Here is a 23,307-nt window from a genome sequence, read left to right on the forward strand (position 1 = left end):
ATGAAATATAAAATCTCAATATTATTATTATTAACTATAAATTTAATTAGTTGTCAAGAACGTTACAAAAATGAGTCCATTTTTTTAGGAGAATATAATGAAAACGAAGCTAAAATATTTAAGATTGATACTGATTCCATTGTTTTTTTAGATAAGCAATCACTTACACAAGAAAATCAACTTAACCCCGTAGATTTTTTTAAATTTTTAACTGATAAAAATCTTTACTTTATTGCAGAAGGAGATGAGCCTTTCTGGAAGTTTAAGTTAAATTCCTCAAATCTATATTTTGTAAAGTTTGACTCTATAAAGGAAGAGCACATTTCCTGTGAAATCTACTATGACAACCAATCGGGGTTTAACATTATGTTTAAATCAATTGATAATAGAGTTTTTGGGTTAATTAGAAGGGTTGATTCTAGATTAGAACCTAATAGAGCTTGCTCAATTGCAGTTACAGAGAATTATTTAGTTTATGAAGCTTTTATCACCATCGAAAATGTACTTTACAAAGGATGCGCAACTATTGATAAAGAATGAAGTATTAAATGAACTTAGTTAACAGCGGAAGTTTAAATTTTATGAAATATATAATACTGACGATTTTTTTTTAATTTTTTGCTCGTGCAATCTTCAAGAGAAAAATAATCAAACTAAAAATCAATTGAATAACAGGGTATTAGATTCTGTTCAATTTGAAAATAATACAAGCGTAATCTTTTTAAAGAAATTCACTAATGATAAATTAAAAGATATTTTAATACGTGAATTAAAGTTAGCTGTAAAAAATTATAAATATCCCCATTCAAACATTTTTTCTACAGATATTAAATCTAAACTTATTGAAGATCAAAATGCAAATAGTAAACCTTTAGATGGCGGAGTAATATCAGGCACATTTCCAAACTTGGTTTCCAAAGTTTCAGATCAACGACTTATAGAGACGTATTTTAAGCACACTAAAAACTTTATTTTTGGTGAAGTTCCTGGTATTAGTGAAAAAGACTTTAAAATATTTTATATAGATACTCTTGTAAACCCTATTTTAAGCGATGGAGAAGGTAATTTAAATGTTCAAAAAGAGGGTAGAGTTGTAGCTAACCGAACTGTAGGCTTAAATGTATATGAAAGTGTAAAGAAAAGGGAACCCCAAGATGTTACTATTAAGTTGGGGCATGGGCGTTTTCATGTAGAAGGTAGTGTGAGTGGTTTTGTAGGTGCCTCACTTAATTTATCAGGTGGTTTTGAAGTCAACACCTATAAAGGAGTTGCGCAATTAACAGGTAAAAAAGATCCTACAGAAGAAAAAGCTACGGCTTATAAGGGTAAATTATTAGCAGCTACCGAAAAAGGAAAAAATAATCCATCGGCAGATGTAAGCCTTTTTGGTGCTGATGCTGGTGGTAAGGCTTCTGCTTTTGCAGGGGCTAAAGCGGAAGCTTCTTTAAGTATAGCACTAGAGTGGACAAACCCTGACAAAATCACTAAAGGCTGGGGAATTTTAGCTAGTGTGGGCGGTGCAGTAACAGGTACAGCGGGTGCAGGGCTAGAGGGAGAATTTAAAATAGGCTTTGATCAAAAAACGGGAACTTTTCAAATAAAAGTAAAAGCAAATGCCACTTGGGGCTTAGGCGGTGGTGGTGCCATGAGTTTTAGCGTTGGTATTGAGCAGTTATATGATTTTGTAGTATTAGTGTACCATAAACTAGAAGAAAATGACTTTAATATTCTTAAAGTTTTTGAACAAAAATTATATTCTGATAATTTGACAGAGTCCGAGTCGGATATTGATGTTTTTGAAGTATATACAGGTTGGATACTAAAACTTTGGCAACAAAAAGATTATTTTAAAGCTGCGGGAGCTTTAATGGGAAGCTCTGCTGTTTTTGGTTTTTCAATTTTACAAGATTTTAATGACTTTGTTGATGAATTTAAAAACTACGAAGAGAATAGAACTGAAACTGAATATATGGCTGCAAATGTTATAGCGAATTCGAATATGCTTACCTACGTACCACCTAAAGTTAAAGGTCGTATGTTGTACCAATTGGCGGAATATAAATACATTCAAATTATTAGAAAAGATAGGCAAAAAGAAATTGATGTCATAGCTAATTTAGTTTCTGGTGATTTATATGCTGATTTTGAAGAGGCTGCGTTGATAATTATCGAATCTATTACTCATGGGCGCGAATGGCAAGAAACTATGGAGCATATGGCTGTTAAAGCCTTAGATGGCACATACCAAGTACATGATGAGACTACCAAAGGAACCTCTGGGCGGTTTATAGCTGTACAAGAAAGTAAACAGTTTTTGCAAAACGAATTATTAACGGACACTGATGATTGGAAACGTTTTGAAAACCATATAAATACTATTAAAAATTTGGATAAAGCATGGATAAAAGAATTTTAAAATTTCATAAACTATTATTACTTTTTTTTTTACTGGTTCAAAGCTGTAATTCACAAAAAAAAGCAACCCCAGAACAGGAACAAATTTTAGAAGCGGCAAAAACTAATTTTGTTTTTGTAGAAGGGGGCACATTTATGATGGGTAAAAATGGTATTAGATTTGCGAATGAACATGAGGTTACATTAGACAGTTACTCGATAAGTAAGTACGAAACAACTTGGGAGGAATTTGATGTATATTCGGAATTAAATGATTTAGAACTTGTTTATCCTAATTACCGAAATCAAGATGATATGGGACCAAATTTTGGAGCTATTGGTATGAATTGGTACCAAGCTAAATCGTATTGTGAATGGTTAGGAGAACAACTTAATTTACCGATAGATTTGCGAACAGAAGCCCAATGGGAATATGCAGCACGTAGCCGTGGGTTAAATGTTGAGCATGCTACAGATAGTGGAAAAATAGAAGGGAGTTTTACTGAAAAAAGAAATTACGATGGGTCAAAAGTAGCAGTAGGAACTTTTCCACCCAATCCTTTAGGAATATATGATATGTCTGGTGGAAGACCTGAATGGACAAATGATTGGAGTGTAATGTATCCAGAAGAACCTATTACTAACCCTAGGTATGATACTATCGTTAATAGAAAAGACAAAGTAATCCGTGGTTTTCATAAATTAAGTAATTCAGTATATGTGCGTAGCTCTAGAGAACCTGAGCAAGATGGTTTTGGCGGAGGTTTCCGTTGTGTTTGTAATCAGAAAACTAAAATAGAGTAATGTGTGTAAAATTATCTTTAATCTTATTTTGTGTACTGGTTCAAAGTTGTAATTCACAAAAATGCGCAACATCAGAACAGGAACAAATTTTAGAAACTGCAAAAATTAATTTTGTGTTTGTAGAAGGGGGTGCGTTTACGATGGGTAAAAATGGAGTTTCAATTGCTTATGAGCACGAGGTTACGTTAGATAGTTATGCTATAAGTAAATACGAAACAACTTGGGAAGAGTTTGATTTGTATTTTTTATTAAATGAAAAAGAAATAATCAATCCACAATACCGAAATGGTATAAAAGATTATGGGCCTAAATATGCAGCTAAAAAAAACACATGGTTCTTAGCAAAATCATATTGTCAATGGTTAGGGGAACAACTTAATTTACCGATAGATTTGCCAACAGAAGCCCAATGGGAATATGCAGCACGTAGTCGTGGGTTAAATGTAGAGCATGCCACGGATAGTGGTATTATTGAAGTAGGTGAAGATGATAATTACGGGACGGATACACCTGTTGGCACCTATCTTCCAAATCCTTTAGGAATATATGATATGTCTGGAGGTAGAGCAGAATGGACAAATGATTGGTTGGCGTTATATTCAAAAGAACCTGTTGTAAACCCTAGGTTTGATAGCATAGTTTCTGGTACTGTAAAAATAATTCGTGGGTTCCACTCTTTAAGTAATTCTGTGTACATACGTAGCTCTAGAGAGCCTGAACAAGATGGTTTTGGCGGAGGTTTTCGTTGTGTTTGCAACCAAAAAACTCCTATAGAGTAATGCGTGTAAAATTCTCTTTAATCTTATGTTGCATACTTTTTCAAAGTTGCAATTCACAAAAAAAAGCAACCCCAGAACAAGAGCAAATTTTAGAAGCGGCAAAAGCTAATTTTGGAGCGTGTAGAGAGAATGTACTTGAAGCTAATTTAAAAGAAATAAGATGAGGTATTTAATAATGATTTTTATAATTATAAATATTCTACTAAGTTGTAAAGAGAATATAAAGCAACAAATAATTAGCGATAATTTAGAAATTAAACAAGAGGTTGTATCAAACGATATGATGAGCACGTGTATTTCTGAAAGGCAATGTTGTGAACCCTGTGAAAATCTACCAAGAGACGGTAAAACGACTATAACTTGCCTTAAGCGTAATATAAGCGAATTACACGAAATTTCAGGACAAAACGAAATAAAGGCACGCTTTCATTATAATGAAAACTGTAAGTTAGATTCATTAAGCTTGGAGTTTAAATTAGATGATCGCTCTTTTGGTAATGAAGAAGATTTTAATTTAGATTTTATTGTAGCAGATATTGGATACATTCATAAAGATTCAACTTATTTTATGAAACAGTTCAATACAAAAGAGTTTCAAAAGAGTGGAATTAATGGGAATGTAATGGTTTCATTTCCATTAGAAGGCGTTGCATTAGATACTATTAATTTTATAGCAGTAAGCACTATAGGCAATGAAAGAGAAAAGACTTTAGTTTCAAATTTATATTGTTATAATAATACACTGTTTCTAGTGGACAAACAAAAAACATATTTAGATCACAAAGCTTTTTTAAATACGAATGTTGTTTATAGTATAGTATCGACTAAAAATAATATTATTGATAAAATTTCACTCACTGTTAAGACTACAAATATAGATGCATTAACTGCTTATAACATTGTTGTCAATGGCACAGAATTAAATTTTAAACATAGTATCAATATTTCTTTTCGTGACTCTAAAAAAGAAGATAAAGGATGTCTTTTAGAAAATGTTCTTAAAATGAATGACAACTATCTAGAATTGAAATTAGATGTAAGTAAATTAAATATTAAAAAAATTGATAAAGTTGAGGCTAATTTACGCTAGAGGATAGTCAAAAATTTTTATTAAAAACAATACAACAGTAGTTATCCTTTATTTCGTTTTAATATTAATGAATTAATTTAAAAGTGAACTTATCTTATTGAAGTAACGAAATTTTATAATTTAGACATGATATGTATAAAATAATCATAAGATTTCATAAACTATTAGTCCTTCTATGTTGCGTATTAACGCAAAGTTGTAATTCACAAAAAAGCGCAACCCCAGAACAAGAGCAAATATTAAAAGATGCAAAAGCTAATTTTGTATTTGTAGAAGGGGGTGCGTTTACGATGGGTAAAAATGGAGTTTCAATTGCTTATGAGCACGAGGTTACGTTAGATAGTTATGCTATAAGTAAGTACGAAACAACTTGGGAAGAATTTGATTTGTATTTTTTATTAAATGAAAAAGAAATAATCAATCCACAATACCGAAATGGTATAAAAGATTATGGGCCTAAATATGCAGCTAAAAAAAACACATGGTTCTTAGCAAAATCATATTGTCAATGGTTAGGGGAACAACTTAATTTACCTATAGATTTACCAACAGAAGCCCAGTGGGAATATGCAGCACGTAGTCGTGGGCTAGATGTAGAGCATGCCACCAATAGCGGAAAAATTGAAGGAGGTGTAAATGATAATTATGGAGTAGACACTAAAGTTGGAATTTATCCTCCAAACTCCTTAGGCATTTACGATATGTCTGGAGGAAGACCTGAATGGACAAATGATTGGAGTGTAATGTATCCAGAAGAACCTATTACAAACCCTAGGTATGATACTATCGTTAATAGAAAAGACAAAGTAATCCGTGGTTTTCATAAATTAAGTAATTCAGTATATGTGCGTAGCTCAAGAGAACCTGAGCAAGATGGTTTTGGCGGAGGTTTTCGTTGTGTTTGCAACCAAAAAACTCCTATAGAGTAATGCGTTTAAAATTATTTTTAATCTTATGTTGCGTACTGGTTCAAGGCTGTAATTCACAAAAAAGTGCAACACCAGAACAGGAGCAAATTTTAGAAACAGCAAAAATTAATTTTGGAGTGTGTAGAGAGAATGTACTTTAAACTAATTTAAAAGAAATAAGATGAGGTATTTAATAATGATTTTTGTAATTATAAATATTTTACTAAGTTGTAAAGAGAATATAAGGATCAAGGAATATTCTTGGGGAGTGAGATAAATTAGGCATATAATTTTGTTAGTCTAAACAAGAAAAACTTAACATCTCTTACGCCTCTAAACATCGTCCTGAACTCTTTAATTTTAGCATTAAAGGATTCCGCGGAAGCATTGGTGCTCCTGTTATTAAAATAGTTCAAAATTGGTTTGTAATGCATTTGTATAGACCTTGCAATGGTGTTGAACGACTTAAAATTTGAGTTTTCTACTTCGTTATACCACTGTGCCAATTTTAGTCTTGCTACATCCTTATTCGTATTATTTTCATAGATATAGCTTAATGCTTGGGCCAACTTATAGGCTTTTTCAATAGTTGGGTAAAGTCGAAACAATATTTCCGCTCTTTCTATTTGTCCTGCAGTCCATTTGGTCTTTGGTTTAAATAATACATATCGACTTCTGGCCAGCAACTGTCTATGGGTATCTCCGTTTTCGAGAAGTTCTGGTCTATGTGTTTTTTCTGTTTTTCGAGCTTCTTCAATGGCTTTGTTTTCTATTTCTATAACTTCCCATCTTAATCGGATACGTTCTTCTTGGACTGCTTCTGAGGCTAGTTTTTGAACATGGAATCTATCGGTCACGATCTCTGTTCTGGGGAAACATTTTTTAGCGATCAAATTCATATTTCCAGCCATATCGACAGTAACTTCTTTGACTATATTTCGTCTTTCCACAGGGATTTTATTAAGCACACTGATGACGTTATCCGCTTTGGTTCCCTTGATAATGGCCACTATGCTACCTTTCTTTCCGTTAGCGCCTTTATTGGTTAGAATCGTGTAGAGTTCACCGTTGGACAAAGAGGTTTCATCTAAACTTAAATAGTAACCTAAATTTTTTCCAAAGAGCAACCACTTTTGTGAATGTTCCTTTTGGGGCCAATCCTTGAAGTCGCTAAGATGGTTTTTGTAGTGATACTGTAGGGCTTTGCCATTAATTTTATAATAGTCGCCAAACCGTTTAGCGCTTACGGCATGATTGTCAAGCGATACCTTTTAAAAAAGAGGCAAATTCGCTGGTTATCCGAGTGCCTTTAGCTATTAAACCCCAATCTCTTTTTATAATTTTTCCCGTATCCATAAGAGTCCAGCGCCTACGCTTTATATGGAGCAGTACCGATTTACCTCTTAGAGGGAAGTCCTCAACTGTTATCTCCGGTAAGAAGCCTTTGGAATGGGCTAATTCTGTTTGGTGCTCTTTGGGTAGCACGTTCTTTTCTTCTAAGTAAAAATGAACCTTACCTTCTGATGATTGATGGCTTACAATTTCAAAGTAATCCAATACGCCTTCCGGCAACAAATACCGCACTAATTCTATATCCAAAATCTAAACACTTTTTTGTCAAAGATAAAGTTTCTCCCCAAGTTTTACGTTTGACCCGAATATAAAGCAACAAATAATTAGCGATAATTTAGAAATTAAACAAGAGGTTGTATCAAACGATATGATGAGCACGTGTATTTCTGAAAGGCAATGTTGTGAACCCTGTGAAAATCTACCAACAGACGGTAAAACGACTATAGCTTGTCTTAAGCGTAATGTAAGCGAATTACACGAAATTTCCGAACAAAACGAAATAAAGGCAGGCTTTCATTATAATGAAAACTGTAAGTTAGATTCATTAAGCTTGGAGTTTAAATTAGATGATCGTTCTTTCACTAATTCTAAAAACTTTAAATTAGAAAATTTATTAATACAATTGGGTTATATTGGAGAGGATACAAGCCATTTCTCAGAGCAAATTGTTTTAGATAAATTTATTTTTTCGAAAAAAAAATTAAATGTAATTGCAAAGTTTCCCTTAACAGATACAAGATTGGATTCCATTAATTATTTAGTTGTTGAGACTATTGGTTATGAGAATGGAAAAACCTTAGTTTCAAATTTATACACTTATAATAATTCACTGTTTCTAGTAGATAAACAAAACACATATTTAGATCACAAAGCATTCTTAAAAACTAACGTTGTTTATAATATAATTTCGACTAAAAATAATATTATTAATAAAATTTCGCTCACTGTTAAGACTACAAACATAGATGCGTTAACTGCTTATAATGTTATTGTCAATGGCATAGAATTACATTTTAAATATAGTGTCAATGCTTCATTCAATGACTTTAAAATAGAAGCTAAGGGATGTATTTTAGAAAATGTTCTTAAAATGAATGGCAACTATCTGGAATTGAAATTAGATGTAAGTAAATTAAATATTAAAAAAATAGATAAAATTGAGGCTAATTTACACTAGAGGATAGTCAAAATTTTTTATTAAAAACAATACAACAGTAGCTATCCTTTATTAAGTTTTAATACTAATAAAGTAATTTAAAAGTGAACTTATCTTATTGAAGTAACGAAATTTTATAATTTGGACATGACATGGATAAAATAATCATAAGATTTCATAAACTATTAGTCCTTTATGTTGCGTATTAACGCAAAGTTGTAATTCACAATAACAGCCTACAAAAGAGCAAAAACTAATTTTGGAGTGTGTAGAGAGAATGTACTTGAAACTAATTCAAAAAAAATAAGATGAAGTATTTAATAATAATTTTTATAGATGAATAAAATATTTAAACTAATAATTTTTGTATCAATAGGTATACTATTTATTAGTTGTGGAAGTGTAAGTAATGACATTAAATTTAAACAGGGTGCTACAAATTATAATGTCATTTTAAGGAAAACAAAGGATACAGAAAATTTAATTATAAGGATACAATTTCCTAATAAAATTACTATAACGAATAATTCTTTTTCAAGCGAAACTTTTATAACATTAGATTATAAGTATGATAATGTTCCAACAGGTAGAGATCTTCATATTGGCTTATTTAGTCAAGAAGGTAATGTATTAATGAAAACGACCAATAATAGTAGAAAAACTATTCCTAGTAACAAAAGTCTTGAATATGTTTATTATACTAGGCATTTCGTAGAATCAACAGAAGCAATTCAACAGCAGTTTGAGCCTTATGTGCAAGAAATGTTAGAAGAAAACAAAGATACCTTACATATAGGTACAGTTTCAGATTTCAAGAAAAACCACAAAGAACTATTTGAAAGACTTACTAAAAACGATAGTATTTCTGTGCAATTTTTAGATGGTAACAAATTTGGTGAACGTATCTCTGTGCCAGTAGAGTGGTAATGTAAATTATTAAGTTTAAAATTAAATATGAAAACAATAATACAATTTCTATGCATACTTTACATTATAAATTGCTCTGGGCAAACAGTTCAAAACAAAATAATGATTACTCAATTTACTGATAAAGAAATAATTGAGCAGGGCTATCAAAGAAAAAAAGAAGATACTGTTTTTATTAAAAATAGTAAATTGGATATTGATAGATTGAGTAAAAAAGCTACCAGAATATCTTTAGAAAAAGGGTTAGAAAATTATGTAGAATATGGTTATGAGAAAAATCTTAGTAACGGAATGTACTTATATATAAGAGGTGATAATTTATCAGGATATCAAAAAACAATAAGACAAAAAGATGCTGTTTTTGAAGATATTTACCAATATTATCCATCTGGTCATCTAAAAATGCACCTAAATTATTACAGCAACCGGTTTGTCAATGGTATTCAATATTGGTATGACGAGCAAGGTATTCTTGAAAGCTATAAGAATCATGATAAACCCTATAAATTTAGTTGGGTAGATGTTTTATTATTTATAAAAGAGCAAGAAATAAAAAAAGAAGAGATTGTAGAAATACACAGATCAAACGGATCTGGAGATTATATATGGGCTATAGTGTATAAACCACAAGAATTAATAAACACCTCTAATGTAAAAGTTTTTCATTTAGATGCTAAAACGGGTAAAATAATAAAAGAACTTATGTTTAGTACAACTAGGTATTTAGATTAAGTAATCTCTTGGTGAAAGGGTCTTTCAGTGTTATTTACTTGCGCTCGTTTCTATGATGTTTTTTGACCTTTTGAAAGTTTCTACTTAGCTTCGCCATGTGGGGAGATTTTGCAGAGCAGGGGTGGTTTGCCATTACGTTGACAATTAGAAATTTGCAATGGAATAATGCATTTGATCTTTTTTGTTTTATTCTCCATGCCTCTTCAGTTTTGCAATTTTAAAAACAACTTTTCTTAATCAGGAATATTAAAATTAACTTTAAATGAATGGAATACAATGCATTTATCACGCCCAGCAGCAGACGATTTAGATTTACTAGAGTAATATTATTAATTGTTTTAAGTGTAATCTTTAATTCTTGTTTGTCAGGAAGCCATATTGATAAAGAGTTATTCTATATTCCTGATGGGATGGAAGGTAAGATATTTGTGTTATTTGATTGTGAAGATGGCAAACCTAAAAAATGGAAGGACGGGAAAAGGTTATATGAAATACCATTTTCAGGAGTGTTAAAAACCAAATTTAAAGAAAATACAGGGTATATTACATTTAAGGAAGAAAGTATTGCCTATGAGGTTGATAAATATAGAGAATGGGTTGAATTTCACTATGTAGATGATGAGTATAACCCTGTAAGGAAGATAAATTATGTTCCTTATTATGCATCTGATTATAAGTCATATTTAGAAAAAAGTGGAATTAATGCAACGGGGACAAACGCGGTTTCCGTGTCAAGTAATGGAGAAGATGAATATACTAATACACATTATTACATATTTTCGGGTGATTCATTAACATATGAGACTAAGTTTTCTCCAAAAAAGAGAAAAGAAGAATGGTATAGAATAGAAAAATGGGACACTTATGATTATCGCAATAAATGGAAAAATTAAAGAACAGCTTTAGATTTACGAGAGTAATATTATTAATTGTTTTAAGTATAATCTTTAATTCTTGTTTGTCAGGAAGCCATATTGATAAAGAGTTATTCTATATTCCTAATGGAATAAAAGGAAACATATCAATATTATTTAATTGTAAAGATGGTAAACCTAAAAAATGGAAAGATGGAAAAAGACTTTATGAAATACCTATTTCAGGTGTTTTGAAAACTCAATTTAAAGAAAATACAGGCTACCTTTTATTTAAAGAAAAAGGTGGGATTTCTCATGAAGTAAGTAGGTATCGAGAATATGCACAGTTCTTCTACGTAGATGATAACTATAAACCAGTTAAAAAAATAAACTATGTGCCTTATTTTGGACCATACTATGTATCGTATTTAATTAAAAATCAAATCAATGTAACAGGAACTAATAATGTTATTGGTTTTGGAAATGGTAAGGAAAAATATACATCATCTGATTATTTGTTATTTTTTGGAGATACACTTGATTACAAAAAAGTAGACTTAACCAATAAAACAAAACAGGATTGGTTAAGAATTGAAAATTGGGATACTTACGATTATCGCAATAGATAGAAAAAGTAAAATTGCTCTATTAAGGTTATATCATACGCATTTGGTGTAAAACTAAGACAGGTAGCTTTTAAGAGTAATGTAAGTTGTTGTATTTACCCAATCAGAAAGACCATTTTTAAACTCCCATTTTTCTCCATCTTGTAATATTTGGGTAGAACTTATTTCATTTGTGTTTTCTTTAGGTTAATCAAAACCAAATCTATTAAAAATGCGAATGCTTTTCATAGCTTTAATGATATTATGATGTTTTTCATAGTGTTATGATAAATAATACAGAGATAAAAATATAATATATTTGATCAGCATGGTTCAGTTCTTAAAAATACGGATAGATGCTATTCTCATTTTGAAACAAACCTGTGGCTCTTAGAATATGCTCCTTGTAGATCTCCTATGCATCAGGAGAACAAGGAAAAACGACGACGACAATCACTCAAATAAAAATAAGGATGAAATTTAAAAAATATATAGGGGTATTAATGGGGTTATTATTTTTGGTAACTATGCCCGCTTCGGGAAAAGGTTTAGAATCTGGGCTAGAGCGTTGTATTTCTGATATAATGAAATCAGCAGGGTATTGTTCAGAAACAGAATCTTTTGTTAAACTAGATAAAAGAAGTCTCATTTTTTTTAAAAAACTCAAACAGAAAGAGATTGATTTAAATGGTATCACAACGATATATTCAAAAAAAATGAAAGTATCTAAAGAGTCTAAATATCCCGATTTTGAAATTCAAATTTGGTCTTTTGAGGATGAAGAACAGGCGGAAGAGGCTTGTACTTTAGTTAAAGATTCTGCTCTAGAATCTTCCTTTTTTGAAAAGCCACCTAAAGTTATTTCTTACCACAAAAATCATTGCATATTTATAACTACACCAGTTTTTTTAAATAGAAAACTTATAGAAAACGCTTTAAATATTTTAGATCTCAATATCAACAATTGTCTTGAATAGGATATTTAATTTTTTTCTAATTTAAAAGACAGATTTTAAAATATAAAATCCTAAGAGTCCTACTTTTCCATGTTTCAGTCTAAAAAAGTTGTAAAAAATTCCGATGCTAATGTTTGTGAATGAGTCGTAAACCATATCAAAACAATACTTTGCCTATATAAAGAATAGATAAAAGGATAATAAAATACAATAAACTATTTTTACTCCTGTTTTATACCCTTAGCCAAGGCTGAAATTTACAATAAAAATGTATGTATGAGGAATTATAAATTCGATTTTAAATGAAAGGAGACGCTGTAGCTACTAGTGTATTCAGCTTAGTTCTACTTGCTGGGTGTATATTTCTTTATTTCTCTATAAGTCGTACTATAGAAACGGTACATTTTATTCAAAATTCAGAACTTACAACAGGATACATAAGCGGGTTTGAGGTAGCCTATAACAACAATACTAGTGCTAGTACTTCTGATACCAAATACACGCAAGTGTTGTTCGTTGATAACAGAGGGGCAAATGTTTATATTCGCTCTTCAAGTTCAAGTTCTTTTACTACTGATAGAATAGGAGACGAAGTTGAAGTCCGCTATATTACAGGAAGCAGCAGAGAAGCTCGGATTGCTAGCTTTTTCTTAGATATGTGGGGCTTAACACTTTTATTTGGTTTGTTTGGGATAGTTTTTACTGCGCCGGGAATAATTTTTGTTTGGAACGTACTTTATGATGCAATTATCAATTTAACCACTAAGTGATGGAAGCATAATTTCCTGCGAGTGTCACACGCGTACCCACATTGCTTGATGATTTGAGCTTAGTATAGCTCTTTTGACTTTGTTTGTTTCGCTAAGTTGGGAAATTTGTGGGGTGTAGCTAAAACTAAAAAGATCTTTTTTGTAAAAGTAAACGGGTATTCATACGCTAAGGCATGCCATAAAGATGAATGCTTTAGCGTATGTTAACTAGCTCAATTAAATAGTTATTGCTGCTATTTCCTAGATTTATCTAAGTTAGCGCGTTCAGGCTCTTCAAGATTGTCTTTACTATCTCCGCCCTGACTATAAAGGCTGTTTTCCTCGTCTTTTAAGCCTAAATTAGGAGTTAAGTTTACTTCATGTCTTCCTGGCACATCTAGGTCTTCGCCAGAAAAATCAATTTGTTCTTCTCTATCTTGTAATAGCGAATCATCACCTGTATCCATGCTTAGTCCCTTTTTTCCTAAAGCTTGTAAATCATCTTCCGTTACATTAGAATTATATTTTCTTGTTTCAACGATGTCTTTATTTTTATTCTTTTCCATAATATCAAGTTTAAATTCACAAGCAAGTTCTATTTTCTTCTTTGCATGCATTAACGCAGTTCAATTAATTATTGCTTCGTAAGCCAATAAAGTGGTTTGCTGTTATGAAATGAAAGTAAATAGCCTTCTTTTGTTTTAAAAATGTCGTAATTTTATAGAGATAAATAAAAGATATTCTAAGATGCCGCTGTATCATAAACAAGGAAAAATACCTCAAAAGAGACATACTATTTTTAAAAAACCTGATGGGACTTTGCATTACGAGCAATTGTTTGGCACTATTGGTTTTGACGGCATGTCTTCTTTAATGTATCATTTACACAGACCTACTCAGATAAAAGAAGTAGGAGCGTCTATTGATATTTCTCCTAAAGCCGCGGTAGAACACAATATTAAGTCGCGCTTATTAAAAGGCTTTCAAGTACAACCTGTAGATGATTATTTGGAGAGTAGAGTTACGGTGCTATTTAATAGTGATGTACATGTAGGTTTGGCAGCACCTAAAAAATCTATGACAACGTATTTTTACAAGAATACGGATGCTGATGAATTATTGTTTATTCATAAAGGTACAGGTACACTAAAAACTATACTTGGTGAAATTCCGTTTGAATATGGCGATTATTTGGTGATACCTCGTGGAATGATTTATCAAATACATTTTGATACCGAAGAAAATAGACTTTTGGTGACCGAAAGTTACCACCCTATTTATACGCCGAAAAGATACCGCAATTATTTTGGTCAACATTTAGAACATTCTCCTTTTTGTGAGCGAGATTTTAAACTGCCAGAAAACCTGCAATCTTATGATGAAAAGGGCGAATTTTTAATGAAAGTGAAAAAGCAAGGGCAATTGCACCATTTAACCTATGCAACACATCCTTTTGATGTAGTAGGTTGGGATGGTTATAATTTTCCGTACGGATTTTCCATCCACAATTTTGAGCCCATTACAGGAAGAGTACACCAACCGCCACCAGTACATCAAACTTTTGAAACGAGTGCTTTCGTGGTATGTTCTTTTGTGCCGAGAATGTATGATTACCACCCACAATCAATACCAGCGCCGTATAACCATTCTAATATAGATTCTGATGAGGTGCTATATTATGTTGATGGTGATTTTATGAGTCGTAAAAGTATAGATCAAGGCTATATTTCATTGCATCCTGCGGGAATTCCTCACGGTCCGCACCCAGGAACTTACGAAGCGAGCATAGGAAAAACTAAAACCGAAGAACTAGCGGTAATGATTGATACCTTTAAGCCACTTAAATTAACACAAGCAGCTTTAGATATTGATGATGGTACATACTATAAGTCTTGGCTAGAGTAATTTAAATAGCATGCATTACATAGTGCACCAATGAGGCTGCTAATTTTGCTGTTCGCCCATCTATATCATAGGTAGGGTTCATTTCAGCTATATCAAGACTAATTAGTTTTTTACTATCGATTATTACTCTTAGACTTTCTAAAACAATATCTGGAGAGAATCCCATTGGCGAAGGTGCGCTTACTCCTGGAGCATAGGCAGATGAAAATCCGTCTAAATCTATAGTAGTATAGACATAATCTACATCTTCTATAAATTGCATTAAGATGAGTTGTACATGCTCTAGATAGTGCATATTAAAATGTGTTGTTTCTAGATATTTTACATTTAAAGAATCGGCTGTTTCAAATAAATTCTTATCATTTGCATCCTTTCGGATGCCTAGGCACATATAATTAAATACGGAACCTTCTTTTTGGCATTCTTTAGCGATCTGATAAAACGGAGTGCCAGAAGTATTACCGGCGGTATTCAATCTTAAATCAAAATGAGCATCAAAGTTTATAATTCCAATTTTTTTAGCGCCAAGATATTTTCTTAGGCCTTTAAAATGTCCATATGCCACATCATGGCCGCCACCTATGACAATTGGGAATATATTTGTAGAAAGCAATGCCGCTATTTTTTTAGACAAATCAACTTGAGCCTGCTCCATATCATTGTTGGTACAATAGAGGGTTCCATAGTCTAATAATTGAGTCTCGTCTGCTAAATGATTTGGAAATTTGCCTAAGGATCTTCTGATAACTTCAGGACCATTTACAGCACCAATTCTACCTTGATTTCTTTTTACACCTTCATCACAGGCATAGCCTAGTAGGGCAATCGTCTTAGAGTTTTTGTGGGTTTTTAATGCTTTAAACGATGTACAGTCTACTTTTTCGTGTAGGTAAAGTTTTTGATCAGAGGTTCTACCAGACCATAATTCGGGGGGTGTTTTTTTGTATGCCAACATGTATATTAAAATAAATTCTTAAGTAGGTTATCATCTACTAAGTTAGGCATTGTGACTCTTAATTCAGGATTTCTATCCATTTCTCGTTGAATTGCAAATAAGGCTTCTTTATTTCTAGCCCATCCTCTTCTAGCAATACCGTTGGTAACATCATAGAAAAGCATGCTTTTTAAGCGCTTAGCAGCTTCTTTAGAGCCATCTATGACCATTCCGAATCCTCCATTGATAACTTCACCCCAACCGACACCACCACCATTATGAATAGAAACCCAAGTAGCACCTCTGAAACTATCGCCAATAACGTTTTGTATTGCCATATCTGCTGTGAATTTGCTGCCGTCATAAATATTACTGGTTTCTCTAAAAGGAGAATCGGTACCACTCACATCATGGTGGTCTCTTCCTAAAACTATAGGAGCAGAAATTTCACCAGATGAAATAGCAGTATTAAAGGCATCGGCAATTTTTGATCTTCCCTCTGCATCTGCATATAAAATTCGCGCTTGGGAGCCTACTACAAGGTTGTTGCTGTTAGCTTCTTTTATCCAAGTGATGTTGTCTTGCAACTGCTGTTGGATTTCTGCAGGAGCTGTTTTTTTTATTTCTTCTAAAATACGCTGAGCGATAGCGTCTGTTTTTTGTAGATCTATGGGCTTTCCAGAAGTACAGACCCATCTAAAAGGTCCAAAGCCATAATCAAAACACATGGGTCCTAAAATATCTTGCACATACGAAGGATACCTAAAATCAATTCCGTTTTTGGCCATAACCGCTGCTTCTGCTCTAGAGGCTTCCAGTAGAAAAGCATTACCGTAGTCAAAAAAATAAGTTCCTTTTGCCGTGTGTTTATTAATGGCGTTAATTTGTCTTCGCAAAGATTCTTGAACCTTTTCTTTAAAAAGTTTAGGATTAACCACCATGAGTTCATTAGCCTCTTCAAAAGATATCGCTACGGGATAATACCCTCCTGCCCAAGGATTATGTAATGAGGTTTGATCAGATCCTAAATGGATAAAAATATTTTCATCATAAAATCGTTCCCAAACAGCAACAATATTTCCTATAAATGCGATGGAAACTACTTCTTTTTTTTCTTGTGCTTCTTTAGTTCTAGCCACCAAATCATGTAAGTTGGTAACGAGAACATCTACCCAGCCTTGTTCATGTCTTTTTTTTGCGGCCGCAGCATTTACTTCGGCACAAATGGTAATACAACCAGCAATATTCCCCGCCTTTGGTTGTGCGCCACTCATGCCTCCTAATCCTGCTGTTAAAAATATTTTCCCAGCAGGGTTTTCATCAGACTTTAACACCTTTCTAAAAGCGTTCATTACGGTAATGGTCGTGCCATGAACAATACCTTGTGGTCCAATATACATATAAGAGCCGGCAGTCATTTGACCATATTGGGTAACACCTAAGGCATTATATTTCTCCCAATCATCGGGTTTGGAATAATTAGGAATCATCATACCATTGGTAGCCACGACTCTTGGTGCTTCTGTAGAAGACGGGAAAAGCCCCATCGGGTGACCAGAATACATATGAAGTGTTTGTTCATTAGTCATGGTCGCCAAATACTGCATGGTTAAAATATATTGAGCCCAATTTTGAAAAACAGCGCCATTACCACCGTAGGTAATTAGTTCTTCAGGATGCTGGGCTACGGCAGGATCTAAATTGTTTTGAATCATTAACATGATTCCTGCAGCTTGTGTAGTGGTATAGGGATATTCATCAATGGGCCTCGCATACATGATATATTCGGGCTTAAACCGATGCATGTAGATTCTTCCGTATGTAGACAATTCAAAAGCAAATTCTTGGGCCAGCTCTTTGTGCCAAGCTTTTGGAAAATAACGTAAAGCATTTTTTATGGCTAATTGCTTCTCATCAGAAGAAAGAATGTCTTTCCTTTTTGGAGCGTGACTAAGGGCCGAATCATATTCTTTTTTAGAAGGTAACTCCTTCGGAAGGCCTTGAAGAATTTGTTCTTTAAATGTCATCTTAAGAGGTTTTGTGTTTATCGAATATTAATGCGCCATTTTTGAACACCATGCAAGGTTTAAAAGCGCCTTGATTGTATAAAATTTCATGGTAATCACTGGTATGAAACAATACAAAATCTGCCAATAATCCTTCTTTTAATTGTCCTCTGTCTGATACATTTAAGGCTGCTGCTGCACGGTAGGTGATTCCTGCAAGTACTTCGGCATTGCTTAATTTTTCAAACGTTTGTAAAATAGCAGCCTGAGTAAGCAAATCGCCCATAGGAGCAGATCCTGGGTTATGATCACTGGCAATGGCTACGGCGCAACCTGCATCTAATAATTTTCGGGCAGGCGTAAAAGCACAGCCTAAACCTAAAGAAGCTCCGGGTAGGGCAGTAGCAATTACATTACTTTTTGAAAGTAGTTCTATTTCTTTATCGGTAGAGGCTTCCAAGTGATCCGCGCTTATGGCTCCAAATTCTACCGCAATGGCACTACCGCCTGTAGAAAATTGATCCGCGTGCACGGTAATGTCAAAATCCATCGCTATGGCTTTCTCAAAATAGGGCCTAATCTCTTCTTTAGAAAAAGCACTTTCTTCTATAAAAGCATCTATTCTATTGCTTAAATTTTCTTCTTTTAAAATGGGGAAAAGGGTATTGCTTATTTCTTTTAGATATGCTGTATTTGTACCCATGAAATCTTTTGGTTTCATATGAGCGGCTAAACAAGTAGGTATCAAATCTAGCGGAGTTTGTGCATTGCTACTTTTTATAGCACGGAGCATTTTCAATTCTTCAGTTACAGACAGGCCATAACCACTTTTTACTTCTAGCGTGGTAACTCCGTTTTTTAAATGTTGCTTGGTTCTTTTGATAATTTTTTTTATCAATTCTTCGGTTGAAGCCTTACGAGTTTGCGTTACGGTGTCCCATATGCCGCCCCCTGCTTTAGCAATTTCTAAATAGGTCTTGCCTGCATTACGCATGGCATAATCTTTAGCTCTAGAACCACCAAAGCATATATGTGTATGCGCATCTATAAAACCAGGCAGGCACACATGATCTCCTTCTAGTCTTGTAATTTCTGTTGTTGTATGATCAACATTTAATACCATGTTTTTGAATAATCCTATGGCTTTTATGTTACCTTCTTCTATTAAAATACCGGCATCTTCAACAATGGTAAGTTGCTCGTCAGACAAAGCACCTTTTAGCGGTAAGCCCGTCATAGTTACCAACTGCTTAAAGGGACCTATAAGTTTCAATTTTTTCATGAGTATCATTTTATTAAATTTCTTGGAGTATGAAAAGCTATTTTAATATACTTCAAATTCATCCGTGAATTTTGTTTTCAAAGAGATTCCTTCTTTTTCACTGATGTTATCAATAACGTGAATGATGGTTTGGTCTTTAATCATTTCAATTCCTTTTTCGATATCATCAGAAAAAACACGATCCTTATCTGCAAAAGCTACCTTTTTACGAATAGCGGTGTGTATGGCCTCTAAAAAGATCCCCGATTTCATCGGTTTTCTAAATTCAAAAGCTTGTGCTGCAGTTAATAATTCTATCGCTAATATTTTTTCTACATTTTCTAAAACTTGCAATGCTTTTCTACCTCCAATAGACCCCATGCTTACGTGATCTTCTTGCCCTAATGATGTAGGAATGCTATCTGCGCTAGAAGGAAAACAAAGGCCTTTGTTCTCACTAGCTAAAGCGGCAGTGGTATATTGTAGAATCATATAACCAGAATTGATTCCGGTTTCTTTCATTAATAATTTAGGTACACCAGGACTATTACCTTCTAGGGCTAAATAAATTCTTCGATCAGAAATGTTCCCTAGTTCAGAAGCCGCTAAACAAGCGTAATCTAAGGCCATAGCCAAAGGTTGTCCGTGAAAATTACCACCGCTAATGGTTAATTCTTCATCTATAATTATAGGGTTATCCGTGACAGAATTTAATTCGACTTCTACCAGTTCTTTTAAATGTAACCAAGCATTTCTTGAAGCGCCATGTACCTGAGGCATACAACGTAAAGAATAGGGGTCTTGAACCCGATCACAATCAATATGATCCTCCATAATCTCAGAGCCTTTTAGCAATCTTTTGATACGTTTTGCCACGTGAATGTTTCCTTTAAAAGGGCGTAAGGCATGCAATTCATTAAAAAATGGTTTCACAGAACCTTGCAAACCTTCAACCATCATAGCACCAATAATATCTGCTTGAGAAAGACAACTGTGTAGCTTCTCTACTACTTTTACGGCATGTGCTAAAATAAATTGAGTGCCATTAATAAGCGCTAAGCCTTCTTTGGGTCCTAGATCTATAGCCGTTAAACCTGTTTGCTTAAAGAGCTCACCGGTGGTAATTTCAGTGCCTTTATAGTTTACTTTTCCTAAACCAATTAAGGGTAAAAATAAATGAGATAAAGGGGCTAAATCTCCAGATGCACCTACAGAACCTTGTGATGGCACAATAGGAATGGCATCATGATCTATATGCCAAAGGATGCGGTCTAAGGTAGTTTCTGAAATACCAGAATACCCTTTGGCTAAAGATTGTGCTTTTAAAATCAACATCAACTTTGCAATATCTGTGGCAATAGGGCTGCCAACTCCTACACTATGACTTTTTAAAATGTTGGATTGCAAGACTTTAGTTTCTTCTTTAGAAATTTTGGTAGTACAAAGTGGGCCAAATCCTGTGTTTATACCATATACTGCCTTGCCTTTTGCTACAATATTAGCTACGATTTGAGCACTTGCGTTTATTTTTTCTCTGGTATTCGTAGAAAGCTTAACCTTGGTTTCTCCTTTTGCAATAGCAAGTGTTATGCCTGCGGTAAGCCAATCTTCGCCAAGTTTAAACGTCTTTTTAGGTGTCATAGTTTTAAATCAGAAATTCAATCTTATAAATTTATTGATTAAGTTTGATAATTACCAATATCATATATATCACTATTCAATAACTATGGGTTATCAATTAGAGTTGCGTCATTTTCATTATTTTTTGGCAGTAGCCGATGAATTGCATTATAGAAAAGCGGCAGAAAAGTTGTGTATTTCGCAACCAGGATTAAGTAGGCAAATCAAACAGATGGAAGAAATTTTGGAGACCTCCTTGTTTGTTCGGAATAAGAAAAAAGTAACGCTGACGCCCGCAGGGGAATTCCTTAAAGCAGAAGTAGAGTTTATTGTGAACCATTTAGATGTTACCAAAAAACAATTAAAATTGATCTCTGAGGGCGATTTTGGAGAAATTCGGATTGGATTTTTGGGTTCGGCCATGCAAACCGTAGTTCCGGATTTGTTGGTAAAGTTACGCGACAGTTTTCCGCAGATAAAGACCACTCTAGAAGAACTTTCAAATACCGCTCAAGTAAATGCTATTTTAAAAGATACTTTAGATATTGGTTTTGTAAGACTGCCAAGAGTGCCAGATGGTTTAGGTATTGAAACAGTTATGCAAGACACTTTTTCTCTCGTGCTTCCAAAAGCACACCCTATAGATGCAAATAGTTTCAAAAAGATGAATCAGTTTGCTAAGGAAGAGTTTATACTGTTTTCACAGGATTATAGTGCCTTGTATTTTGATACGGTAATGAGTATTTGCGAAGATGCTGGTTTTACCCCTAGCGTTTCTCATAAATCGGTACATGCACAAACCATTTTTAAATTGGTAGAGAATAATTTGGGTATTGCTATTGTACCTACATCACTTCAATATGGTTTTGATATGGGGGTAAAATTTATCGAATTAAAAAAAATAAAACAACGTGCTGAGCTGTCTGTTATTTGGAAAAAAGACAACCGAAATCCTACTCTTAAACATTGTTTAAATTTAGTGTTAAGGGAGTCTTTGAAGTAATGAATAAGAATTAACTTTGTTAGAATTAAAAAATTGACGCTATGCTATTTGATGTGATACGAAAGAGAAGATCGGTTTTTCCGGCTCAATATAATGAAACTCCTATTGCTAAGGAAGATATTTTAAAAGTGTTAGAGGCTGCTAATTGGGCGCCTAGTCACCGAAAAACGGAACCTTGGCGCTTCAAAGTAATGCAAGGAGAAACATTGGAAAAATTAGGCTTGTTCCTTTCTTTAAAATATTTAGAGACAGATCCGAGTCCTAAAGAATTTAAAGCAAAGAAGATCATAGAAAACCCTAAAAAAGCTTCTGCTATAATAGCCATTTGTATGCAACGCGATCCTATGAAAAGTGTTCCTGAATGGGAAGAGGTGGCTGCAGTAGCCATGGCCGTTCAAAACATGTGGTTGGCGTGCACCGAATTAGGTGTTGGAGCCTATTGGAGTTCTCCAGCCTTAGTAAAGCATATGGGAGATTTTTTTGAAATGAACCATGAAGAAGCTTGTTTAGGTTTTTTCTACATGGGGAATTATGATCAAGAAATACCAGATGCTGCTAGAGGTTCTATTGAAGACAAAACCGTTTGGTTGTAGTACTATTTAAAGTACGGGAAAAGTACCTCTTTGTATTCCCAAGCCTTAGCGATAAAGAGTCCTAGAAATACAATAGACACCATAAACTTTAAAAAGGTTCCTGTGATGAACCCTAAAAAAGATCCAAAAGCCGCTTTAAGAGCGGTTTTTTTGTCGGCTTTATTTAGTAACTCTCCAACAAAAGCACCCACAAAAGGCCAAATTATAATTCCGAACACACCTAATATCGGGAATAGTAAGGCGACAAGAAGCCCTAAGGTGGTACCAATCATCCCCGCTTTACTACCGCCAAATTTCTTTGTTCCCATGGCTGGGATAATATAATCTAAAGCAAAAACAAATAGTGCAATAGCCAGAGTGATGCCTAAAAACCACCAGTCTTGCGGAATAACGCTTGTTAAAAATAGGAGTAGAAGCCCTAGCCAACTTATAGGTGGGCCAGGTAGCACAGGTAAAAAGCTTCCGATGATACCTGCTAACATAAAAATGAAACCAAAGAGTAGTAACGCAATATCCATTTAAGGGTGTTTGTTTAGTAAGACGAAAATTACGATGCTTTGTTACATCAACATAATTTTTTTTAAGTTTTTCAACTAATTCATTAGTTTGAACTAATTATTTAGTTATATTTGAACTAATAAGTTAGTTGAAAGCTATTTTTAGTACGATAGTCGGATA

24 protein-coding genes are annotated in these 23,307 nt (G+C 33.6%); 16 read left to right on the forward strand and 8 right to left on the reverse strand.

Features of this window, described 5'->3' with window-relative positions; all coding sequences use genetic code 11:
- The 6 genes from CELAL_RS09725 to CELAL_RS21480 all read left to right on the forward strand — a co-directional run bounded on the left by CELAL_RS09725 (window position 1) and on the right by CELAL_RS21480 (window position 5,996).
- The gene (locus tag CELAL_RS09725; RefSeq protein ID WP_013550737.1) at window positions 1–540 is read left to right on the forward strand and encodes a hypothetical protein; all 540 of its coding nucleotides are present in this window, start codon (window positions 1–3) and stop codon (window positions 538–540) included.
- A 124-nt stretch (window positions 541–664) separates the two neighbouring features.
- A complete protein-coding gene (locus tag CELAL_RS09730; protein ID WP_013550738.1) occupies window positions 665–2,416 on the forward strand; it encodes a hypothetical protein in 1,752 nt (583 codons plus the stop codon).
- On the forward strand, window positions 2,398–3,198 hold the full coding sequence (locus CELAL_RS09735; RefSeq protein WP_013550739.1) for a formylglycine-generating enzyme family protein: 801 nt from the start codon (window positions 2,398–2,400) through the stop codon (window positions 3,196–3,198). The genes CELAL_RS09730 and CELAL_RS09735 overlap by 19 nt, the downstream gene beginning before the upstream one ends.
- Complete coding sequence (locus tag CELAL_RS09740; RefSeq protein WP_013550740.1) at window positions 3,198–3,977, forward strand: formylglycine-generating enzyme family protein; 780 nt, start codon at window positions 3,198–3,200, stop codon at window positions 3,975–3,977. Before CELAL_RS09735 ends, CELAL_RS09740 begins: the two co-directional genes overlap by 1 nt.
- 160 nt (window positions 3,978–4,137) lie before the next feature.
- Window positions 4,138–5,067, forward strand: a complete 930-nt coding sequence (locus CELAL_RS09745) for a hypothetical protein (RefSeq protein WP_013550742.1) — start codon at window positions 4,138–4,140, stop codon at window positions 5,065–5,067.
- A 131-nt stretch (window positions 5,068–5,198) separates the two neighbouring features.
- Entirely contained in the window at window positions 5,199–5,996 is a 798-nt protein-coding gene (locus tag CELAL_RS21480; RefSeq protein ID WP_013550743.1) for a formylglycine-generating enzyme family protein, read from the forward strand.
- Window positions 5,997–6,253: 257 nt separating this feature from the next.
- Here CELAL_RS21480 and CELAL_RS09755 read toward each other — a convergent pair whose 3' ends face one another.
- Complete coding sequence (locus tag CELAL_RS09755) at window positions 6,254–7,189, reverse strand: ISAon1 family transposase (protein WP_041557682.1); 936 nt, start codon at window positions 7,187–7,189, stop codon at window positions 6,254–6,256.
- A gap of 43 nt (window positions 7,190–7,232) precedes the next feature.
- Entirely contained in the window at window positions 7,233–7,574 is a 342-nt protein-coding gene (locus CELAL_RS09760; protein ID WP_013548878.1) for an ISAon1 family transposase N-terminal region protein, read from the reverse strand.
- 124 nt (window positions 7,575–7,698) lie between these two features.
- On the opposite strand from CELAL_RS09760, the gene CELAL_RS09765 reads away from it, so the two are divergent.
- From CELAL_RS09765 to CELAL_RS09795, 7 genes are all read left to right on the forward strand, one after another.
- The gene (locus CELAL_RS09765; RefSeq protein WP_013550745.1) at window positions 7,699–8,505 is read left to right on the forward strand and encodes a hypothetical protein; all 807 of its coding nucleotides are present in this window, start codon (window positions 7,699–7,701) and stop codon (window positions 8,503–8,505) included.
- A gap of 315 nt (window positions 8,506–8,820) precedes the next feature.
- On the forward strand, window positions 8,821–9,411 hold the full coding sequence (locus CELAL_RS09770; RefSeq protein WP_013550746.1) for a hypothetical protein: 591 nt from the start codon (window positions 8,821–8,823) through the stop codon (window positions 9,409–9,411).
- A 27-nt stretch (window positions 9,412–9,438) separates the two neighbouring features.
- The gene (locus CELAL_RS21485; protein WP_013550747.1) at window positions 9,439–10,143 is read left to right on the forward strand and encodes a hypothetical protein; all 705 of its coding nucleotides are present in this window, start codon (window positions 9,439–9,441) and stop codon (window positions 10,141–10,143) included.
- Between the two features lie 266 nt (window positions 10,144–10,409).
- Window positions 10,410–11,036 (forward strand): DUF6843 domain-containing protein, encoded by a 627-nt coding sequence (locus tag CELAL_RS09780; protein ID WP_013550748.1) that lies wholly within the window; start codon window positions 10,410–10,412, stop codon window positions 11,034–11,036.
- Entirely contained in the window at window positions 11,024–11,626 is a 603-nt protein-coding gene (locus CELAL_RS09785) for a DUF6843 domain-containing protein (protein WP_013550749.1), read from the forward strand. Before CELAL_RS09780 ends, CELAL_RS09785 begins: the two co-directional genes overlap by 13 nt.
- A gap of 449 nt (window positions 11,627–12,075) precedes the next feature.
- Entirely contained in the window at window positions 12,076–12,579 is a 504-nt protein-coding gene (locus CELAL_RS09790; RefSeq protein ID WP_013550750.1) for a hypothetical protein, read from the forward strand.
- Between the two features lie 281 nt (window positions 12,580–12,860).
- The gene (locus CELAL_RS09795; protein WP_013550751.1) at window positions 12,861–13,328 is read left to right on the forward strand and encodes a DUF3592 domain-containing protein; all 468 of its coding nucleotides are present in this window, start codon (window positions 12,861–12,863) and stop codon (window positions 13,326–13,328) included.
- 233 nt (window positions 13,329–13,561) lie between these two features.
- Here the strand turns inward: CELAL_RS09795 and CELAL_RS09800 are convergent, their stop codons facing one another.
- Window positions 13,562–13,873: a hypothetical protein gene (locus CELAL_RS09800; protein ID WP_041558072.1), complete on the reverse strand. Its 312-nt coding sequence runs from the start codon at window positions 13,871–13,873 to the stop codon at window positions 13,562–13,564.
- Between the two features lie 181 nt (window positions 13,874–14,054).
- On the opposite strand from CELAL_RS09800, the gene CELAL_RS09805 reads away from it, so the two are divergent.
- Window positions 14,055–15,212, forward strand: a complete 1,158-nt coding sequence (locus tag CELAL_RS09805; RefSeq protein ID WP_013550753.1) for a homogentisate 1,2-dioxygenase — start codon at window positions 14,055–14,057, stop codon at window positions 15,210–15,212.
- Between the two features lies 1 nt (window position 15,213).
- Here CELAL_RS09805 and hutG read toward each other — a convergent pair whose 3' ends face one another.
- The 4 genes from hutG to hutH are packed head-to-tail and all read right to left on the reverse strand — an operon-like array spanning window position 15,214 to window position 21,054.
- Entirely contained in the window at window positions 15,214–16,167 is a 954-nt protein-coding gene (gene hutG / locus CELAL_RS09810; RefSeq protein WP_013550754.1) for a formimidoylglutamase, read from the reverse strand.
- Between the two features lie 5 nt (window positions 16,168–16,172).
- The gene (locus tag CELAL_RS09815) at window positions 16,173–18,173 is read right to left on the reverse strand and encodes a urocanate hydratase (protein WP_013550755.1); all 2,001 of its coding nucleotides are present in this window, start codon (window positions 18,171–18,173) and stop codon (window positions 16,173–16,175) included.
- A 1-nt stretch (window position 18,174) separates the two neighbouring features.
- Window positions 18,175–19,434, reverse strand: coding sequence for an imidazolonepropionase (gene hutI, locus CELAL_RS09820; RefSeq protein ID WP_013550756.1), 1,260 nt, complete (start codon window positions 19,432–19,434; stop codon window positions 18,175–18,177).
- 42 nt (window positions 19,435–19,476) lie between these two features.
- Entirely contained in the window at window positions 19,477–21,054 is a 1,578-nt protein-coding gene (gene hutH, locus CELAL_RS09825; protein WP_013550757.1) for a histidine ammonia-lyase, read from the reverse strand.
- 85 nt (window positions 21,055–21,139) lie between these two features.
- Between hutH and CELAL_RS09830 the strand changes: the two genes are divergently transcribed.
- Together CELAL_RS09830 and CELAL_RS09835 are read left to right on the forward strand one after the other, a co-directional pair.
- A complete protein-coding gene (locus tag CELAL_RS09830; RefSeq protein WP_013550758.1) occupies window positions 21,140–22,036 on the forward strand; it encodes a LysR family transcriptional regulator in 897 nt (298 codons plus the stop codon).
- Between the two features lie 41 nt (window positions 22,037–22,077).
- Window positions 22,078–22,629 (forward strand): nitroreductase family protein, encoded by a 552-nt coding sequence (locus tag CELAL_RS09835; RefSeq protein ID WP_013550759.1) that lies wholly within the window; start codon window positions 22,078–22,080, stop codon window positions 22,627–22,629.
- Between the two features lie 2 nt (window positions 22,630–22,631).
- Here the strand turns inward: CELAL_RS09835 and CELAL_RS09840 are convergent, their stop codons facing one another.
- Window positions 22,632–23,147, reverse strand: coding sequence for a DUF456 domain-containing protein (locus CELAL_RS09840; RefSeq protein WP_013550760.1), 516 nt, complete (start codon window positions 23,145–23,147; stop codon window positions 22,632–22,634).
- Window positions 23,148–23,307: the final 160 nt, after the last annotated feature.

The sequence above is a fragment of the Cellulophaga algicola DSM 14237 genome (assembly GCF_000186265.1).
In the GTDB taxonomy this organism is placed as follows: Bacteria; Bacteroidota; Bacteroidia; order Flavobacteriales; family Flavobacteriaceae; genus Cellulophaga; species Cellulophaga algicola.

Excerpts from the sequence above, each read along its gene's own strand:
- CELAL_RS09725 (WP_013550737.1), top strand. The coding sequence starts at position 1 with ATGAAATATAAAATCTCAATATTATTATTATTAACTATAAATTTAATT.
- CELAL_RS09735 (WP_013550739.1), top strand. The coding sequence starts at position 2,398 with ATGGATAAAAGAATTTTAAAATTTCATAAACTATTATTACTTTTTTTT.
- CELAL_RS09740 (WP_013550740.1), top strand. The coding sequence starts at position 3,198 with ATGTGTGTAAAATTATCTTTAATCTTATTTTGTGTACTGGTTCAAAGT.
- CELAL_RS09745 (WP_013550742.1), top strand. The coding sequence starts at position 4,138 with ATGAGGTATTTAATAATGATTTTTATAATTATAAATATTCTACTAAGT.
- CELAL_RS21480 (WP_013550743.1), top strand. The coding sequence starts at position 5,199 with ATGTATAAAATAATCATAAGATTTCATAAACTATTAGTCCTTCTATGT.
- CELAL_RS09765 (WP_013550745.1), top strand. The coding sequence starts at position 7,699 with ATGAGCACGTGTATTTCTGAAAGGCAATGTTGTGAACCCTGTGAAAAT.
- CELAL_RS09770 (WP_013550746.1), top strand. The coding sequence starts at position 8,821 with ATGAATAAAATATTTAAACTAATAATTTTTGTATCAATAGGTATACTA.
- CELAL_RS21485 (WP_013550747.1), top strand. The coding sequence starts at position 9,439 with ATGAAAACAATAATACAATTTCTATGCATACTTTACATTATAAATTGC.
- CELAL_RS09780 (WP_013550748.1), top strand. The coding sequence starts at position 10,410 with ATGGAATACAATGCATTTATCACGCCCAGCAGCAGACGATTTAGATTT.
- CELAL_RS09785 (WP_013550749.1), top strand. The coding sequence starts at position 11,024 with ATGGAAAAATTAAAGAACAGCTTTAGATTTACGAGAGTAATATTATTA.
- CELAL_RS09790 (WP_013550750.1), top strand. The coding sequence starts at position 12,076 with ATGAAATTTAAAAAATATATAGGGGTATTAATGGGGTTATTATTTTTG.
- CELAL_RS09795 (WP_013550751.1), top strand. The coding sequence starts at position 12,861 with ATGAAAGGAGACGCTGTAGCTACTAGTGTATTCAGCTTAGTTCTACTT.
- CELAL_RS09800 (WP_041558072.1), bottom strand. The coding sequence starts at position 13,873 with ATGGAAAAGAATAAAAATAAAGACATCGTTGAAACAAGAAAATATAAT.
- CELAL_RS09805 (WP_013550753.1), top strand. The coding sequence starts at position 14,055 with ATGCCGCTGTATCATAAACAAGGAAAAATACCTCAAAAGAGACATACT.
- hutG (WP_013550754.1), bottom strand. The coding sequence starts at position 16,167 with ATGTTGGCATACAAAAAAACACCCCCCGAATTATGGTCTGGTAGAACC.
- CELAL_RS09815 (WP_013550755.1), bottom strand. The coding sequence starts at position 18,173 with ATGACATTTAAAGAACAAATTCTTCAAGGCCTTCCGAAGGAGTTACCT.
- hutI (WP_013550756.1), bottom strand. The coding sequence starts at position 19,434 with ATGAAAAAATTGAAACTTATAGGTCCCTTTAAGCAGTTGGTAACTATG.
- hutH (WP_013550757.1), bottom strand. The coding sequence starts at position 21,054 with ATGACACCTAAAAAGACGTTTAAACTTGGCGAAGATTGGCTTACCGCA.
- CELAL_RS09830 (WP_013550758.1), top strand. The coding sequence starts at position 21,140 with ATGGGTTATCAATTAGAGTTGCGTCATTTTCATTATTTTTTGGCAGTA.
- CELAL_RS09835 (WP_013550759.1), top strand. The coding sequence starts at position 22,078 with ATGCTATTTGATGTGATACGAAAGAGAAGATCGGTTTTTCCGGCTCAA.
- CELAL_RS09840 (WP_013550760.1), bottom strand. The coding sequence starts at position 23,147 with ATGGATATTGCGTTACTACTCTTTGGTTTCATTTTTATGTTAGCAGGT.